This is a genomic window from Sphingopyxis sp. PAMC25046, assembly GCF_004795895.1.
GTDB lineage: Bacteria > Pseudomonadota > Alphaproteobacteria > Sphingomonadales > Sphingomonadaceae > Sphingopyxis.
Window position 1 is genome coordinate 911,855 of the sequence record NZ_CP039250.1, and the last position, 16,720, is coordinate 928,574.

The following is a 16,720-nucleotide window of genomic DNA, read 5'->3' on the forward strand; positions in this document are numbered from 1 at the left end:
ACCCGATGGTCGCCAACTCAATTGATATTTCAAGGAAAAATAGATGTTTGCTGGCCTTGCCAAGAGCCTGTTCGGCTCGTCCAACGACCGTTACGTCAATTCGATCCGCAAGATCGTCGACAAGATCAATGCGTTCGAGCCCGCGATGCAGGCGCTCGATGATGCGGGGCTGCAGGCGCAGACGCAGGCATTCCGCGACCGGCTCGAAGCCGGCGAGACGCTCGACGACATCCTGCCCGAGGCCTTTGCGACGGTGCGCGAGGCGGCGGTCCGCACGCTCGGCATGCGTCATTTCGATGTGCAGCTGATCGGCGGCGTCGTCCTCCACCGCGGCGAGATCGCCGAAATGGCGACGGGCGAGGGCAAGACGCTGATGGCGACCTTGCCCTGTTACCTGAACGCGCTCGAGGGCAAGGGCGTCCATGTCGTGACCGTCAACGACTATCTCGCGCGCCGCGACGCCGAATGGATGGGCACCGTCTATGGCTTCCTTGGCCTCACCACCGGGATCATCGTCCCCAACCTTAACGAGACGCAGCGCCGCGACGCCTATAACAGCGACATCACATACGCGACGAACAACGAGCTGGGGTTCGATTACCTCCGCGACAATATGAAGTTCGACCGCGCGCAGATGGTGCACCGTGAATTCAATTTCGGCATCGTCGACGAGGTCGACTCGATCCTGATCGACGAGGCGCGCACCCCGCTGATCATCTCGGGCCCGACCGACGACAAGTCCGAACTCTATATCCGCGTCAACGAGGTCGTCCTCCAGCTCGGCGAAGAAGATTATGAGAAGGACGAGAAGTCGAAGTCGATCAGCCTGACCGAAGACGGCACCGAGCATGTCGAACGCCTGCTCGAAGCCGCCGGGCTGCTCCAGGGCAATAATCTCTACGACATCGAAAACACGCAGGTCGTCCACCACGTCAACCAGGCACTGAAGGCGATCCAGATGTTCCGGATCGACACCGACTATATCGTCAAGGACGGCAAGGTCGTGATCATCGACGAGTTCACCGGCCGCATGATGGACGGGCGGCGCTGGTCCGACGGGCTGCATCAGGCGGTCGAGGCGAAGGAAGGCGTCCAGATCGAGCCCGAGAACCAGACCCTGGCTTCGATCACCTTCCAGAATTATTTCCGCATGTATCCGAAGCTTTCGGGCATGACCGGCACCGCGGCGACCGAAGCGGCCGAATTCTTCGACATCTACAAGATGAATGTCGTCAACATCCCGACCAATCGCCCGATTGCGCGCATCGACGACGAGGATGAATTCTACAAGAATATCACCGACAAGTTCGGCGCGATCGCCAAGACGATTCGCGAGGCGAACGAGCGCGGTCAGCCGGTGCTCGTGGGCACCGTGTCGATCGAAAAGTCGGAGCTGCTCTCTTCCTACCTCGAAAAGGAAGGCGTGCCGCACAGCGTGCTCAACGCGCGTTTCCACGAAAGCGAGGCGCATATCGTCGCGCAGGCAGGCCGCACCGGCGCGGTGACGATCGCGACGAATATGGCGGGCCGCGGCACCGACATCAAACTCGGCGGCAACGAAGAATTCCGCATCGACGACGAGCTCAAGGACCTGCCCGAAGGTCCCGAGCGCGAAGCGGGCATCGCGCGCATCCAGGCCGAAGTCGCCGCCGAGCGCGAAGCGGTGAAGGCCGCGGGCGGGCTGTTCGTGCTTGCGACCGAGCGCCACGAAAGCCGCCGTATCGACAACCAGCTGCGCGGCCGCTCGGGGCGTCAGGGCGATCCCGGCCTGTCGAAATTCTACCTTTGCCTCGACGACGACCTTTTGCGCATCTTCGGTCCCGACACGCTCTTCTCCAAGATGATGAACAAGAATCTGGAGGATGGCGAGGCGATCGGGTCGAAGTGGCTGTCGAAGGCGATCGAGACCGCGCAGAAGAAGGTCGAGGCGCGCAACTACGATATCCGCAAGCAGGTGGTCGAATATGACAACGTCATGAACGACCAGCGCAAGGTCATCTATGAACAGCGCGGCGAGATCATCGACAGCGAGACCGTCGACGAGGTGATGGCGGCGATGCGCGCCGAGACGGTCAATTCGATCGTTGCCGACGCGTGCCCCCCGGGCAGCTATCCCGAACAGTGGGATGTCGAGGCGATGAAGGAGCGCGTCGCGAACATCCTCGACCTCGCGCCGCCGATCGACGACTGGATGCAGGAGGATGCGGTCGATGCCGAAATCTTCGAGGAGCGCATCCAGCAGGCGGCCGACGCGGTAGCGGCCGAGAAGGCGGGCCTCGTCGATGCCGAGACGTGGAAGGGGATTGAGAAGTCGATCCTGCTTCAGACGCTCGACCATCATTGGAAAGAGCATCTCTCGACCCTCGACGCGCTGCGCCAGGTCGTGTTCCTGCGCGCCTATGCCCAGAAGCAGCCGATCAACGAATATAAGCAGGAAGCCTTCGCGCTGTTCGAGCGCATGCTGTCGAACATCCGCGAGGATGTAACGCGCACCGTCGCGCGGATCGATCTGCGCTTCGAGGAGCCCGAGCCGATGCCGCTGCCCGACCTGCCCGATTTCCTGACGACGCATATCGATCCGTTCACCGGCGAGGACAATAGCGGCGACATCGACGCGGGCGCGCTCGGCGTGATCGCGAACACGCTGCCGCCGATGCAGGTGCCGAAGCCCGACCTGCCCGAGGGCGAAAATCCCTATGCCGCGCTCGAGATCAGCCGCAACGCGCCGTGCCCTTGCGGTTCGGGCCGCAAGTATAAGCATTGCCACGGGGCGATCTGATCTAATGTTTGCCGCGCGCTCTCGGGCGCGCGGCAAGCCCTTGAAGTTACCGTATCATCCTGTCCGATGAGTCCGCTTGCCAAGGTGCGCGGGCGCGATTAGCATCGCCTTCATAAGCTTGGCGGCCGCGTAGCCAGACAAGCGACGCAGCAGGCAGGAACGACGGGGCCGCGCACGCCCACGAGGAGACGCGCGGCCGGACGGTGGCATGTTGCGTGGAAAGGGCGGCGCATTTCCTTTTTCGACGAGATGACGGGACAGCCAAGTTACGGGCAGGGGGGCGAGGTCCGGCCGCCCTATCGCGAATATTCGGACTGGTTCGGCCGCGAGGATGCGGCGCGCATCCAGCGCAAGGCGAAGCAAGCCGAGGCTTTTTTCCGCACCACCGGCATCACCTTCAACGTCTATGGCGAGGATGAGGCCGACGAACGCCTGATCCCCTTCGACGTCGTCCCGCGCATCATTGCGGCGAGTGAATGGCGGCGGCTGTCGCGCGGGATCGAGCAGCGCGTGCGCGCGCTCAACGCCTTCCTCCATGACATCTATCACCGGCAGGAGATTTTGCGCGCGGGCCGGGTGCCGGTCGAGTTGATCGCGCGCAACGAGGCCTTTCTGCCGATGATGATGGGCATGGACCCGCCGGGCGGGATCTATACCCACATCAGCGGCATCGACATCGTGCGCACCGGCGCCGACGAATTTTACGTGCTCGAGGACAATGCACGGACGCCGTCGGGCGTGTCCTATATGCTCGAGAACCGGGAGACGATGCTCCAGATGTTCCCCGAGCTGTTCGCGAAGATTTCGGTGCGCGAGGTCAGCGATTATCCGCTCAAACTCCTGAAATCGCTCGCGGCATGTGCCCCACCGGCATGTGGCGGCACGCCGACCGTCGCTGTCCTGACCCCGGGCATCCACAACAGCGCTTATTTCGAGCACAGCTTCCTCGCCGACCAGATGGGCGCCGAACTGGTCGAGGGGCATGATCTGCGCGTCGTCGAGGGCCGCGTCGCGATGCGCACGACGCAGGGCTACACGCCGATCGACGTCCTCTATCGCCGCGTCGACGACGATTTCCTCGATCCGCTCAATTTCCGGCCGGACTCGATGCTCGGTGTGCCGGGGATATGGGACGTTTACCGTGCGGGCGGGATCACCATCGCCAATGCGCCGGGGACGGGTATCGCCGACGACAAGGCGCTTTATTCGTACATGCCCGACATCATCGAATTCTATACGGGTGAAAAGGCCCTGCTTCCCAACGTGCCGACCTGGCGATGCAGCGAACCCGAGCATCTGACGGAAGTACTCGAACGCCTGCCCGAACTGGTCGTGAAAGAGGTGCACGGGTCGGGCGGTTACGGGATGCTCGTCGGACCTGCGGCGAGCAAGAAGGAGATCGCGGCGTTCCGCGCCAAGCTGGAGGCGAACCCGCGCAATTATATCGCGCAGCCGACGCTCTCGCTCTCGACCGTGCCGATCTTTACCAAGGCAGGGTTGGCGCCGCGCCACGTCGATCTGCGCCCCTTCGTGTTGATGTCGCCGCAGGGGATCCGTATCACGCCCGGCGGGCTGACGCGTGTCGCGATGAGCAAGGGATCGCTGGTCGTCAATTCGAGCCAAGGCGGCGGGACCAAAGACACCTGGGTCCTGGAGGACTGACGGCGATGCTCGGCAAAACCGCAGGCTCCCTTTACTGGATGGCGCGCTATCTCGAACGCAGCGAGAATAATGCGCGGCTGATCGACGCGGGTTTCCGCATCGCACTGACACGGTCGAACACCGCGGCGGCCGAATGGCGCTCGGTCCTCGTCACCGCGGGGCAGGACTATTATTTCCGGCAGGCGCATGGCGCGGATTATAGCTCGCAGCGCGTCGTCGATTTCATGCTGCGCGATCCCGCCAACCCGTCGAGTATCATGTCGGTGATCAAGCAGGCGCGCGACAATGCGCGGACCGCGCGCACCTATCTGACGCGCGAGGCGTGGGAGGCGGTCAACACGAGCTGGATGACATTGGGCGCGCTGCTGAAACGGCAGGTGCGCGAGGACGACCTGCCCGACGTGCTCGCGGCGATCCGCCAGCAAAGCGGGCTGGTGCGCGGTGCCTTCGCGGGGACGATGCTGCGCAACGACGGCTATAATTTCGCGCGGGTCGGCACTTTCCTCGAACGCGCCGACAACACCGCGCGCATCCTCGACGTCAAATATTATCTGCTGCTGCCGTCGGTCGCGCATATCGGCAGTTCGATCGACAATGTGCAGTGGGAGACGATCCTGCGATCGGTGTCGGCGCATCGCGCCTATCACTGGCTGTACGGAGCGGAGATCAGCGCGCTCAAGATCGCCGAGTTCCTGATCCTCTATAAGCAGATGCCGCGCAGTCTGTCATTTTGCTGCGACAAGATGAACGACAATCTTGCATGGCTGCAGCACGCCTATGGCGAGGAGACCGAGGCTGTGCGGATGGGCGCCTCGATCTGCCGCGACCGGCTGTCGCGACCGATCGCGTCGATATTCGACGGCGGGCTGCACGAATTTATCACCGACTTCCTTCGTGCCAACGCCGCGCTCGCGCGGCAGATCGAGCGCGACTACCGGTTCGTGGAGTAACCATGCGGCTGCGCGTCGAACATATCACCCATTATCGATATGACAGCCCGGTCCGTTACGCGCTGCAACAGGTCAAGCTGACGCCGAAGGAGCGGCCGGGGCAGCAATTGATCCACGGCTGGACGATCGCGATCGAGGGCGGCGGGCACCAGCTTCACTATACCGACCATCATGGTAATGGCGTCGATCTGGTCGCGGTCGACAGCGGTGCGAGCGAACTCGTCATCCGTTGCGCGGGCGAGGTCGAATTGATCACATGGGACGGGGTAATCGGGCCGCACCGCGGCGCGATGCCGCTCTGGACCTTCCTCCGCCCGACGTCGCTGACGCGCGCGGGACGCGGAGTGCGCTCGCTCGCCGCCGAACTCGGCCGCGACTTCGCCAACGACATCGAGCGCGCACACGCGCTGTCGGCGCTGATTCTGGACAGACTGCCTTACCGGATCGGTGTCACCGATGCTGAAACGAGCGCGGAGCAGGCGCTCGCCGGCGAAGGCGGGGTGTGTCAGGACCATGCACATATCTTCATTGCCGCGATGCGCCACCTTGGGCACCCGGCGCGCTATGTATCGGGCTATCTGATGATGAACGACCGCACGCATCAGGATGCGACGCACGGCTGGGCCGAGGCGCATTTCGACCATATCGGCTGGATCGGGTTCGACGTGAGCAACGGTCATTCGCCAGACCAGCGTTACATTCGCGTCGCGACGGGGCTCGATTATCGCGACGCCGCCCCGGTTCGCGGCATGCGCTATGGCGCCGCGCAGGAAAATCTGGTTGTCCAAGTGCAGGTCCAGCAATAAGCGAGCCGGGGCGGCCGAGAATTATCCGGGCGGGGAAAACGGGACACGATGACCTATTGCGTTGGCATGCGATTGAACAAGGGGCTGGTGTTCATGTCGGACACCCGCACCAATGCGGGCGTCGACGACATCTCGCAGGTCCGCAAGATGCGCAGCTGGACCGTCCCCGGCGAACGCGTGATCACGCTGATGTCGGCGGGCAACCTCGCGACGACGCAGGCGGTCGTCAGCCTGCTTGACGAGCGCACCAAGGCCCCGGAGGAACGCCACCCGTCGATCTTGGCCGCGCCGTCGATGTTCGCGGTGGCGAATATCGTGGGCGAGACGTTGCGCAGCATCGTGATGCGCCACAATGACGAAGGCCCCGCCGCCGAATCGCTTTTCCGCGCGTCGCTGATCGTCGGCGGACAGATCAAGGGATCGGACCCGCGGCTGTTCCTCATCTATCCCGAGGGCAATTTCATCGAGGCGGGCGAGGACAATCCTTTCTTCCAAATCGGCGAGACGAAATATGGCCGCCCGATCATTGTGCGCAGCTATGATCCGGCGATGTCGTTCGAGGATGCGGTGAAACTGCTCTGCGTCTCGTTCGATTCGACGATCCGCGCCAATGCGGGGGTCGATTTGCCGATCGACCTCAAGATTCACGAGCGCGACGAGTTCACCACGGTGCGCGAGCGGCGTTTCGAGCGCGACGACGCCTATTTCCAAAGCGTGTCGCACGGCTGGGCCGAGGCGCTGGGAATCGCGTTGGCCGAGCTTCCCGACTTCCATTTCTGATCGGCTTCGGCCACCGTCGCGTCTTTCGGGATGACGGAAAGGGACGCCGATGTTGCGCCGGATTGTTGCTGCACTTGCCCTGATCGCCAGTCCGGCCGCTGCCGAGGACGCCGGGTTTGATGCCGCGCTCCGCGATTTTCGCGAAACACATCGCGCCGAGACCCACCGCGCCCAGATTGCGGGGAGCAGTTTCTATTTCGTGCGCGATGGCCAGACGGTCGCCGCCGATCATCTGGGCGAACAGGATGCGGCGGCGCACGTGCCGGTCGATTCCCGAACGATCTACCACTGGGCGTCGGTGACCAAGACGATGACCGGGATCGCGATCATGCAGCTGCGCGACCGCGGGCTGTTGTCGCTCGACGATCCGGTCGTCAAATATGTCCCCGAACTTGCGGCGGTGCATAATGTCTATGGCGACACCGGCGCGATCACGCTCCGCCAGCTGATGAGCCACAGCGCGGGGTTCCGAAGCGGGACGTGGCCGTGGCGCGAGCATGACTGGCAGCCGTTCGAGCCCAGGGGCTGGGCGCAGCTGGTCGCGATGCTTCCCTATACCACGGTCGAGTTCAAACCCGGCTCGCGCTTCGGCTATTCGAACCCCGGTATCGTCTATCTGGGGCAGGTGATCGAACGGCTGTCGGGCGAGGATTATGAAGTCTATATCGACAAGAACATCCTGAAGCCGCTGGCGATGCACGACAGCTATTTCGACCGCACACCGCCGCATCTGCTGCGGTTTCGCTCGCACAGCTATTATGTCAGGAACGGCAAGCGCGTCGCGGCGCCGTTCGATGTCGATACCGGCGTCACCGTGTCGAACGGCGGGCTCAATGCGCCGATGCCCGACATGGCAAAATATGTCGCCTTCCTGCTTGGCAATGCGGCGCGCGCGGCAGACTATGATCGGGTGCTGAAGAGCGCGTCGCTTGAGGAAATGTGGGTGCCGCAGATTTCGGCGGGTCGGGACTTCACGCAAGGCCGCATGGCGACGACGACGATGAGCGGCCTGTCCTTCTTTATTGACCGCAGCGCCGGGGTGCGCTTCGTCGGGCATAATGGCGATCAGAACGGCTTTCGCGCTTATTTGAGCCTCTGTCCCGATCAGCGAGCGGCGAGCCTGCTGGCGTTCAACACCGAGACCAAGGGTGTGGAAAACAGCCCTTCCAATCGCGAGACGGCGGAGTCGCGGATTGCGCTGGCGACTGACCGGTTATGCGAGGCGCTGTCGGAATAGCCCTTTGTCGTCGCCCCCGCGAAGGCGAGGGCCGCAATAGGCCTTACCCCGCATCGCTGCGTAAACCGACAGCGGCCCCCGCCTTCGCGGGGGCGACGGTTCTACCGGTTCTTCCGCCCCTCGATCAGCCCATCGACTAGGCTCGGATCGGCGAGGGTCGAGGTGTCGCCCAATGACCCGAAATCATTCTCGGCGATCTTGCGCAAAATCCGGCGCATGATCTTGCCCGAGCGCGTCTTGGGCAGGCCGGGGGTCAGATGGATATGATCGGGGGTCGCGATCGGGCCGATTTCGGTGCGAACCTGCTGCTTCAGCGCCGCCGCGACTTCATCGTTCGGCTCGACCCCGGCATTGAGCGTGACATAGGCATAGATGCCTTGGCCCTTGATGTCGTGCGGGAAGCCGACGACCGCCGCCTCGGCGACAAGGTCGTGCAGCACCAGCGCGCTTTCGACCTCGGCGGTACCCATGCGGTGGCCCGAGACGTTGATGACGTCGTCGACGCGGCCGGTGATCCGCCAATAGCCATCGGCATCGCGGCGGCAGCCGTCGCCGGTGAAATATTTGCCTTTGTAGGTCGAGAAATAGGTCTGGATAAAGCGTTCATGGTCGCCATAGACGGTGCGCGCCTGCCCCGGCCAGCTGTGCGTGATGCACAAGTTTCCTTCGGAGGCGCCGCCGGTCTGCTCGTCGACGAGCACCGCGCCTTCGGCATCGACGAGTTGCGGGCGGACACCAAAGAAAGGGCGCCCTGCGCTGCCCGGCTGCATCGGATGCGCGCCGGGCAGGGTGGTGATCATGATCCCGCCGGTCTCGGTTTGCCACCAGGTGTCGATCACGGGAACGTGGCCCTTGCCGACGACCTGATGGTACCAACGCCACGCCTCGGGATTGATCGGCTCGCCGACGCTGCCGAGGAGGCGGAGCGACGACAGGTCATGCCGCGTCACATAATCGTCGCCCTCGCGCATCAGCGCGCGGATCGCGGTCGGCGCGGTGTAGAGGATATTGACCTTATGCTTGTCGACGACCTGCCAGAAGCGGTCGTGGTCGGGGTAATTGGGCACGCCCTCGAACATCAAAGTCGTCGCGCCATTCTGGAGCGGGCCATAGACGACGTAGCTGTGTCCGGTGACCCAGCCGATGTCGGCGCTGCACCAGAAGATTTCGCCGGGGCGATAGTCGAAGCCGTACCAGAAGGTGCTCGCGGTCCACACCGAATAGCCGCCGACGGTATGGAGCACGCCCTTCGGCTTTCCGGTCGAGCCCGAGGTGTAGAGGATGAAGAGCGGATCCTCGGCATTCATCGGCTCGCACGGGCAGTCGGCGCCGACATCGGCCGACAGCGCGTCGTACCAATGGTCGCGGCCTTCCTTCATCGCGACGTCGCCGCCGGTGTGCGCGATGACGAGCACCGCCTTCACATCGACGCGCTCGAGCGCCTTGTCGACATTGGCCTTCAGCGGCACCACCTTGCCGCCGCGCAGGCCTTCGTCGGCGCAGATCACCCAGTCGCTGCCGCAATCCTCGATCCGCCCGTGGATTGCCTCGGGGGAGAAGCCGCCGAAAACGACGCTGTGCACCGCGCCGATGCGCGCGCAGGCGAGCATCGCCACCGCGCCTTCCGGGATCATTGGCATATAGATGGTGACGCGGTCGCCTTTCCGGACACCTATCTTTTTCAGCGTATTGGCAAAGCGGATGACGTCGGCGAGCAGCGTCTTGTAGCTGATGTGCCGCGTCTCGCCATCGGGCGCATCGGGTTCGAAGACGATCGCGGTGCGGTCGCCATGTCCTGCCGCGACATGGCGGTCGACGGCGTTGTGGCAGAGGTTGAGAATTCCGTCCTCATACCATTTGATCTCGACCGGGTCGTAGGACCAGCCGGCGATCTTTGTCGGCGCCTTGATCCAGTCGATGCGCTGCGCCTGTTCGGCCCAGAAGGCGTCGGGATCGGCGATGCTCGCCGCATAGAGCCGGTCATAGTCGGCGGCGGTGCAATGCGTATTCGCGGCGGCGTCGGCGGGAACGGGGACAAGCGGCTCTGACGGCGGCAACTCGGACACTGGCGACTCTCCCATTCGGGTTTGCATTGTTCGCCCGCTGCGATAACCCGCGAGCCACAAACTGCAAGGCGCATGCGCGCCAATGAAGGGACGGAATATGGTTGAACTGGGCCAAGAGGTAGGCGGACTGCTCGACCGGATCGGCGTCGATCGCGCGCTGTGGAGCGAAGGATCGATGCCGTCGGTGACGCCGCTGACCGGCGAGCAGCTCGGAATGGTGCAGGTCGCCGATGCGGCGGCGACCGACGCGGTGCTGGCCAATGCGAGCGCGGCGTTCCGCGCGTGGCGCCACGTCCCGGCGCCGCGTCGCGGCGAGCTGGTACGATTGTGGGGCGAGGAACTGCGTGCAGCCAAGGACGATCTGGCCAAGCTTGTCACGATCGAGGCGGGCAAGATCGCGTCCGAAGGCGCGGGCGAAGTGCAGGAGATGATCGACATCTGCGACTTCGCGGTCGGGCTTTCGCGCCAACTCTATGGCCTCACCATCGCGACCGAGCGGCCGGGGCACCGGATGATGGAGGTCTGGCATCCACTCGGCGTGGTCGGGGTGATTTCGGCGTTCAACTTCCCCGTCGCGGTATGGGCGTGGAACGCTGCGCTCGCGCTCGTATGCGGCAACAGTGTGGTCTGGAAGCCGTCGGAAAAGACGCCGCTGACCGCGCTGGCGACGCAGGCGATTTTCACGCGTGCGTTGGTGCGCTTCGGCGATGCGCCTGAAGGGTTGGCACAGCTGCTGATTGGCGGGCGCGAGGCCGGCGAGGCGCTGGTCGACGACAGGCGCGTCGTCCTCGTTTCTGCGACCGGATCGACGCGGATGGGCCGCGCGGTCGCGCCGCGTCTCGCGCAGCGGTTCGCGCGTGCGATCCTCGAACTTGGCGGCAACAATGGCGTGATCGTCGCGCCCTCCGCCGACCTCGACCTCGCCCTGCGCGGTGTCGCCTTCGGCGCGATGGGGACGGCGGGGCAGCGTTGCACGACGACGCGCCGCTTGTTCCTGCACGACAGCGTCTATGACGGCTTCGTCGCGAAGCTGAAGGCCGCCTATGGCAGCGTTGGCGTTGGCAACCCGCTGGAGAGTGAAGCGCTTGTCGGACCGCTGATCGACCGCGCTGCCTACGAGATGATGCAGGACGCGCTGGCGGCCGCCAAGGCGGCGGGCGGCATCGTGCATGGCGGCGGCCGCGTCGGCGAAGGCGCGAGCTTCTATGTGAGGCCCGCGCTCGTCGAGATGCCGGGACAGGTGGGGCCGGTGCTCGAAGAGACCTTCGCGCCGATCCTCTATGTGATGCGCTATTATGAGCTCGATGCGGTGATCGAATTGCACAACGACGTTGCCGCCGGTCTGTCGTCAGCGATCTTCACCACCGATATGCGCGAGGCCGAGCGCTTCCTTGTTGCAAGCGACTGCGGGATCGCCAACGTCAATCTCGGCACGTCGGGCGCCGAGATCGGCGGGGCGTTCGGCGGCGAGAAGGAAACCGGCGGCGGGCGTGAAAGTGGCTCGGACGCTTGGCGGCAATATATGCGCCGCGCGACGAATACGGTGAATTATTCGGACGCGCTGCCGTTGGCGCAGGGAGTGTCGTTCGAGATCTAACGGGAGAAAGCCAATCTCAATTCCCGTTCGCATCGAGCGAAGTCGAGATGCCCATCGTTGGCGCACGCCTTCTGGGTGTCTCGACTTCGCTCGACACGAACGGTCTTGAACGGTTACGCGGCCCGCCAGCCGAACCCTTCGTCCAGTGGCACAATCTGTCCCGCCGTCCCCACCGGTTCCCGCGTCCCATCGGTCAGAAACGCCAGCATCGCGGCGTCGCTTGCATCGACATGCGCGAGTGTCCGCGCGCCTTCGGGCGTGCGCGCCACCACCACCCCCGCCTTCGGGCCGCCATCGCGGCCGTAAAATACCGTATAGCTCTCGATCGTCGCGGGGCCCGCATAATCCTCGACCAGCGCGGGCACCTGCTCGCGCTTCGCTTCGGCCTCGTCCTGATGGTCGAAATCCTGCGGGAAGCTCGCCGCGGCGATCGGTTCGCTCCCCAGTACGATACAATGATTGTCGGTCGCGAAGCCGCCATTGGCGAACAGGAAGCCATAGCGGCCGTCCTTGCGCAGTCTTTCGACCATCGAGACCACCGCATGGCTCATATAATTGGCGATCGGACCGCCGCCGAAGGTGAGGCCGCCAAACACAGTTGCGGGCCGATCCGCCGGCCAACCAAGGATGCGCCGCGCCATCTTCGGCACGCAGGGGAAGCAACTGTAAAGCTCGACGAAATCGAAATCCTCGACGGTCATCGCGTTGAGGTCGAGCGTGCGAGTGATCGACGTTTCCATACTGACGCTGCCGTCGTAGCGGTCGCGGTGGAGGATGCTCGGCGGTTCCTTCGCTGCTGCGCCCATGCCGACATAGATCAGCCGGTCCTCGGCGATCCCGCGCCGCCGCGCTTCGGCGAGGCTCGCGACGAGGAAGCCCGCGCCCTGGTTGACCGAGGAGTTGGCGACCATCAGCTTCGAATAGGGAAAAGCGATCGGGCGATTGCGCTCGTCGACTTTCAGGATGTCGGCGGGCGAGGCAGGTTTGCGAATCCATGCGCCGTCGTTGGCGGCGGCGACGTCGGAGAAGCGCGACCAGATTTCGGCGCTTTCCTGCTGCGCTTCGCCAAGGCTTTGGCCCCATGCGGCGCGCGTCGCATTTTCATAGAGCGGATAGACATCGACCGGCGCGGCGAGGCCGTGCTTCTGCGCGTAATTGGGTTCGCGCCGCGTCGCGACCTTGCGGATCGCGTTATAGCTTTTGTCCTCGCCGGTTGCCGCCTTGGCAGCGCGGCCGGCGGCGGTGCGCAATGCTTCGCCGCCGACGATCGCGGCGAGTTTGACCTCGCCCGCGCCGATGCGGTTCGCGGCTTCGTTGAGCAGGCGCACCGGCGTGTCACCGTGCGGGGCTGCGGACTGATAATTGATCGCCGGACTGGCGCCGATCGCCGCGGCGAGCGGTTCACAGAGCTTGCCGAGATGATGGAAGCTGATCTGGTCGACGATCGCGAGACTGTCGATTTCGGCGAGCGGGATGCCGGCATCCTTTGCCGCGAGTTCCAGCGCCGCAACCATCAGCCCGAGGGAGTCGAGCCCCTGATCGGGGTCGGCGGGTCGGTCGTTGACCTGTCCGACGCCGATGATGACCGGAATAAGCTCGGGATCGGTCATGCTCATCTCAGCGCGCTTTCCATTCCGGTTTGCGCTTCTGCGCGAAGGCAAGCGGGCCTTCGCGCGCGTCTTCGCTGCGCATCAGCACGCTGCGTTCGCGGGTGTTGTGATCCCAATAGGGGGCGTCGGCGGCAATGCGGCCTTGCTCGATGCCAAGCGCGACACGCTTCGACGCCTGCACCGACAGCGGCGCGTTGGCGGCGATCTTTTCGGCGAGCGCGAGTGCGGTGGGCATCAGGTCGGCGAGCGGGACGACATGATTGACGAGGCCGAATTCGGCGGCGCGCGCGGTGGGGATCGGATCGCCGGTGAGCATATATTCCATCGCGAGCTTGCGCGGCAGCTGCTGCGCGAGGCGGAAGGCGCCGCCCGCCGCTGCGAACAGCCCGACCTTGACTTCGGGCAGCCCGAATTGGGCATGATCGGCGGCGACGATGATGTCGCTCATCAACGCGATCTCGCAGCCGCCGCCAAAGGCAAAGCCGTTGACCGCGGCGATGATCGGTTTCGAAATCGGGTGCGACACCATGCCGGCGAAACCCCACGCCTGTTGCGCGGGCTCGTCGGGGTAGAGGCTTTCGCCGCGCGACAGCGCAACGAGGTCGGCGCCGGCGCAAAAGCTCTTGTCGCCGGCGCCGGTGATAACGACGACGCGGATTTCGGGATCGTTTTCGGCCTCTTCGAGCGCGGTGCCGACGCCGATATGGACCGCGGCGTTGACCGCGTTGCGCGCTTCGGGCCGGTTGATCGTGACGATCAGGACATGGCCGCGGCGTTCGGTGAGGATGGTGGTGTCGGTCATCGCGAATCTCTCCCTTTCGGGCGAGTATCGCGATGGCTTGACGTTTACGTCAACTGGAAAGGGTGAGAGGAAGGCAGGCAACGATAGAAACGTCGCCCCCGCGAAGGCGGGGGCCGCTATCGGTGTAGCGCAAGGTTGCCAGCGGTCCCCGCCTTCGCGGGGACGACGTTATTCGATCAGATCGACTGGCCGGTCTTCGCCCAGTCCGCAAGGAAGCCTTCGATGCCCTTTTCGGTCAGGATATGCTTGAACAGCCCCTTGATGACCGAGGGCGGGGCGGTCATCACGTCGGCGCCGATCTTGGCGGCCTCGAGCACATGGATGCCGTGGCGGACGCTCGCGACGAGGATCTCGGTCTCATAGCCATAATTGTCGTAGATCAGGCGGATATCCGAAATCAGCTGCATGCCGTCGAAACCATTGTCGTCGTGGCGGCCCACGAAGGGCGAGACGAAGGTCGCTCCGGCCTTGGCTGCCAGCAGCGCCTGCGTTGCCGAGAAGCAGAGGGTGACATTGACCATCGTGCCGTCGCCGGTCAGCGCCTTGCACGTCTTGAGCCCGTCGATCGTGAGCGGCACCTTGATGCAGACATTGTCGGCGATCTTGCGGAGGATCTCGGCCTCCTTCATCATCGTTTCATGGTCGAGCGCAACGACCTCGGCCGAAACCGGGCCGTCGACGATGGCGCAGATTTCCTTCGTCACTTCCTTGAAGTCGCGGCCCGACTTGGCGATCAGCGACGGGTTGGTGGTCACGCCGTCGAGTAGGCCGGTCGCGGCGAGCTCCTGAATGTCGGCGATTTCGGCGGTGTCGGCGAAGAATTTCATGGGAAGGGCTTTCGTCTGGGAAGGTGATTCGGCTGTTGCGTTCGCCCTAGAGCAACGGCCGGGAAAACTGAACCGTCCTCCGCCTATTTCGTCACCCTCGAACGAGACACATGGCTCGTTCGACTTGATCCGGGGTCCACAACGACCGGGCAGCGATGGATGCCGGATCAAGTCTGGCATGACGAACGAGGAAACCGCTGGCGTTCCGTCTTTGTTCCGATTATGCGGCGATCATGGCCAAAGCGAAGCGTCAATATGTCTGCCAGAATTGCGGGTCGGTCTCGTACCGCTGGCAGGGGCAGTGCGTCGATTGCGGCGAGTGGAACACGCTGGTCGAGGAAGCCGCCGAAACCGTCTTTTCGGCGAAGCACGACCTTAGCCGCGGTGGGCGGACGTTAACGCTCGAAACGCTCGACGCCGACAGCCGGATGCCCGAGCGGATGCTGTGCGGAATCGCGGAGTTCGACCGCGCGCTGGGCGGCGGGTTCGTCGCGGGATCGGCGACGCTAATCGGCGGCGATCCGGGGATCGGCAAATCGACGCTGCTGCTCCAGGCGGCAGGAAGGCTCGCAAAGGCAGGCAAGTCGGTCGTCTATATCAGCGGCGAGGAAGCGGCGGCGCAGGTGCGGCTGCGCGCGCAGCGGCTGGGGCTCGGCAAGGCGCCGGTCGCGCTGGCGAGCGCGACCTCGGTGCGCGACATCCTTGCAACGCTCGACGGCCGCGACGCCGATTTCGTCGTGATCGATTCGATCCAGACGATGCACAGCGACCTGATCGACAGCGCGCCGGGAACGGTGAGCCAGGTGCGTGCAAGCGCGCAGGAACTGATCCGTTACGCCAAGGACAGCGAGGCCGCGATCGTGCTTGTCGGCCATGTGACCAAGGACGGCACGATCGCGGGGCCGCGCGTGCTCGAACATATGGTCGACACCGTGCTGGCGTTCGAGGGCGAGCGCAGTCACCAGTATCGCATCCTGCGTGCGGTGAAGAACCGTTTCGGCGGTACCGACGAAATCGGGGTGTTCGCGATGGGCGAGGAAGGGTTGGGCGAGGTCGCCAATCCGTCGAGCCTGTTCCTGACCGACCGTAGCCGCGACGTGCCGGGTTCGGTGGTCTTTCCCGCATTGGAGGGCACGCGCCCGGTGCTCGTCGAAGTGCAGGCGCTCACCGTCCGCCTCGCGAGCGGCGCGACGCCACGCCGGGCGGTCGTCGGCTGGGACAGCGGGCGGCTGGCGATGGTGCTCGCGGTGCTCGAAGCGCGCTGCGGGCTCCAGTTGGGCGCCGCCGAAGTCTATCTCAACATCGCGGGAGGCTACCGGCTCACCGATCCCGCCGCGGACCTCGCGGTCGCCGCCGCGTTGATCTCGGCGTTCAGCGAGCGGCCGGTGCCCGCCGACGCGATCGTCTTCGGCGAGCTGTCGCTGTCGGGCGAGGTGCGGCAGGTCGCGCACGACGCGCTGCGCCTCCGCGAGGCGGCAAAGCTCGGTTTCTCGCGCGGTTGGGGTCCAAAGGGAATGAAAGGTGTCGGCGGGATTTCGGTGACCGGCTTCGACCGGCTCGGCGAACTCGTTGACCTGATGCTCGGGCGCGACTAGCGACCGGCA

The 16,720-nt window shown here is 64.4% G+C and carries 12 protein-coding genes; 8 read left to right on the plus strand and 4 right to left on the minus strand.

Translation table 11 applies throughout. The features are described from left to right. The first annotated feature begins 43 nt into the window (after window positions 1-43). The 6 genes from secA (at window position 44) to E5675_RS04295 (ending at window position 8,214) form a co-directional block, all read left to right on the plus strand. Window positions 44-2,779 carry a preprotein translocase subunit SecA gene (gene secA, locus E5675_RS04270; protein WP_136173493.1) on the plus strand — a complete coding sequence of 912 codons (2,736 nt, stop codon included), beginning with the start codon at window positions 44-46 and terminating at the stop codon, window positions 2,777-2,779. Window positions 2,780-3,028: 249 nt separating this feature from the next. Then, window positions 3,029-4,441 (plus strand): circularly permuted type 2 ATP-grasp protein, encoded by a 1,413-nt coding sequence (locus tag E5675_RS04275; protein ID WP_136173494.1) that lies wholly within the window; start codon window positions 3,029-3,031, stop codon window positions 4,439-4,441. Window positions 4,442-4,446: 5 nt separating this feature from the next. Then, entirely contained in the window at window positions 4,447-5,391 is a 945-nt protein-coding gene (locus E5675_RS04280; protein ID WP_136173495.1) for an alpha-E domain-containing protein, read from the plus strand. Window positions 5,392-5,393: 2 nt separating this feature from the next. Continuing rightward, complete coding sequence (locus E5675_RS04285) at window positions 5,394-6,197, plus strand: transglutaminase family protein (protein ID WP_136173496.1); 804 nt, start codon at window positions 5,394-5,396, stop codon at window positions 6,195-6,197. 48 nt (window positions 6,198-6,245) lie between these two features. Beyond that, window positions 6,246-6,977 (plus strand): peptidase, encoded by a 732-nt coding sequence (locus E5675_RS04290; RefSeq protein WP_037554202.1) that lies wholly within the window; start codon window positions 6,246-6,248, stop codon window positions 6,975-6,977. A 49-nt stretch (window positions 6,978-7,026) separates the two neighbouring features. Beyond that, on the plus strand, window positions 7,027-8,214 hold the full coding sequence (locus E5675_RS04295; RefSeq protein ID WP_136173497.1) for a serine hydrolase domain-containing protein: 1,188 nt from the start codon (window positions 7,027-7,029) through the stop codon (window positions 8,212-8,214). Between the two features lie 101 nt (window positions 8,215-8,315). On the opposite strand, the gene acs is transcribed toward E5675_RS04295, so the two are convergent. Next, window positions 8,316-10,280, minus strand: a complete 1,965-nt coding sequence (gene acs, locus E5675_RS04300; protein WP_136173498.1) for an acetate--CoA ligase — start codon at window positions 10,278-10,280, stop codon at window positions 8,316-8,318. A gap of 97 nt (window positions 10,281-10,377) precedes the next feature. On the opposite strand from acs, the gene E5675_RS04305 reads away from it, so the two are divergent. Further along, window positions 10,378-11,877 carry an aldehyde dehydrogenase family protein gene (locus tag E5675_RS04305; RefSeq protein WP_210727608.1) on the plus strand — a complete coding sequence of 500 codons (1,500 nt, stop codon included), beginning with the start codon at window positions 10,378-10,380 and terminating at the stop codon, window positions 11,875-11,877. A 113-nt stretch (window positions 11,878-11,990) separates the two neighbouring features. On the opposite strand, the gene E5675_RS04310 is transcribed toward E5675_RS04305, so the two are convergent. The 3 genes from E5675_RS04310 to fsa form a co-directional block, all read right to left on the minus strand. Beyond that, entirely contained in the window at window positions 11,991-13,493 is a 1,503-nt protein-coding gene (locus E5675_RS04310; protein WP_247594776.1) for an acetyl-CoA acetyltransferase, read from the minus strand. A 1-nt stretch (window position 13,494) separates the two neighbouring features. Then, window positions 13,495-14,289, minus strand: coding sequence for a crotonase/enoyl-CoA hydratase family protein (locus tag E5675_RS04315; protein WP_136173500.1), 795 nt, complete (start codon window positions 14,287-14,289; stop codon window positions 13,495-13,497). A gap of 176 nt (window positions 14,290-14,465) precedes the next feature. Continuing rightward, the gene (fsa, locus tag E5675_RS04320) at window positions 14,466-15,116 is read right to left on the minus strand and encodes a fructose-6-phosphate aldolase (protein ID WP_136173501.1); all 651 of its coding nucleotides are present in this window, start codon (window positions 15,114-15,116) and stop codon (window positions 14,466-14,468) included. Window positions 15,117-15,349: 233 nt separating this feature from the next. Here fsa and radA point away from each other — a divergent pair, with 233 nt between their 5' ends. Then, window positions 15,350-16,711 (plus strand): DNA repair protein RadA, encoded by a 1,362-nt coding sequence (gene radA, locus E5675_RS04325; protein ID WP_136173502.1) that lies wholly within the window; start codon window positions 15,350-15,352, stop codon window positions 16,709-16,711. Window positions 16,712-16,720 lie beyond the last annotated feature (9 nt).

What these genes read in the sequence shown, in the direction of transcription:
- E5675_RS04285 (WP_136173496.1), top strand. Translation starts at nt 5,394, where the DNA reads ATGCGGCTGCGCGTCGAACATATCACCCATTATCGATATGACAGCCCG.
- secA (WP_136173493.1), top strand. Translation starts at nt 44, where the DNA reads ATGTTTGCTGGCCTTGCCAAGAGCCTGTTCGGCTCGTCCAACGACCGT.
- E5675_RS04280 (WP_136173495.1), top strand. Translation starts at nt 4,447, where the DNA reads ATGCTCGGCAAAACCGCAGGCTCCCTTTACTGGATGGCGCGCTATCTC.
- E5675_RS04315 (WP_136173500.1), bottom strand. Translation starts at nt 14,289, where the DNA reads ATGACCGACACCACCATCCTCACCGAACGCCGCGGCCATGTCCTGATC.
- E5675_RS04290 (WP_037554202.1), top strand. Translation starts at nt 6,246, where the DNA reads ATGACCTATTGCGTTGGCATGCGATTGAACAAGGGGCTGGTGTTCATG.
- radA (WP_136173502.1), top strand. Translation starts at nt 15,350, where the DNA reads ATGGCCAAAGCGAAGCGTCAATATGTCTGCCAGAATTGCGGGTCGGTC.
- fsa (WP_136173501.1), bottom strand. Translation starts at nt 15,116, where the DNA reads ATGAAATTCTTCGCCGACACCGCCGAAATCGCCGACATTCAGGAGCTC.
- E5675_RS04310 (WP_247594776.1), bottom strand. Translation starts at nt 13,493, where the DNA reads ATGAGCATGACCGATCCCGAGCTTATTCCGGTCATCATCGGCGTCGGA.
- E5675_RS04295 (WP_136173497.1), top strand. Translation starts at nt 7,027, where the DNA reads ATGTTGCGCCGGATTGTTGCTGCACTTGCCCTGATCGCCAGTCCGGCC.
- E5675_RS04305 (WP_210727608.1), top strand. Translation starts at nt 10,378, where the DNA reads ATGGTTGAACTGGGCCAAGAGGTAGGCGGACTGCTCGACCGGATCGGC.
- E5675_RS04275 (WP_136173494.1), top strand. Translation starts at nt 3,029, where the DNA reads ATGACGGGACAGCCAAGTTACGGGCAGGGGGGCGAGGTCCGGCCGCCC.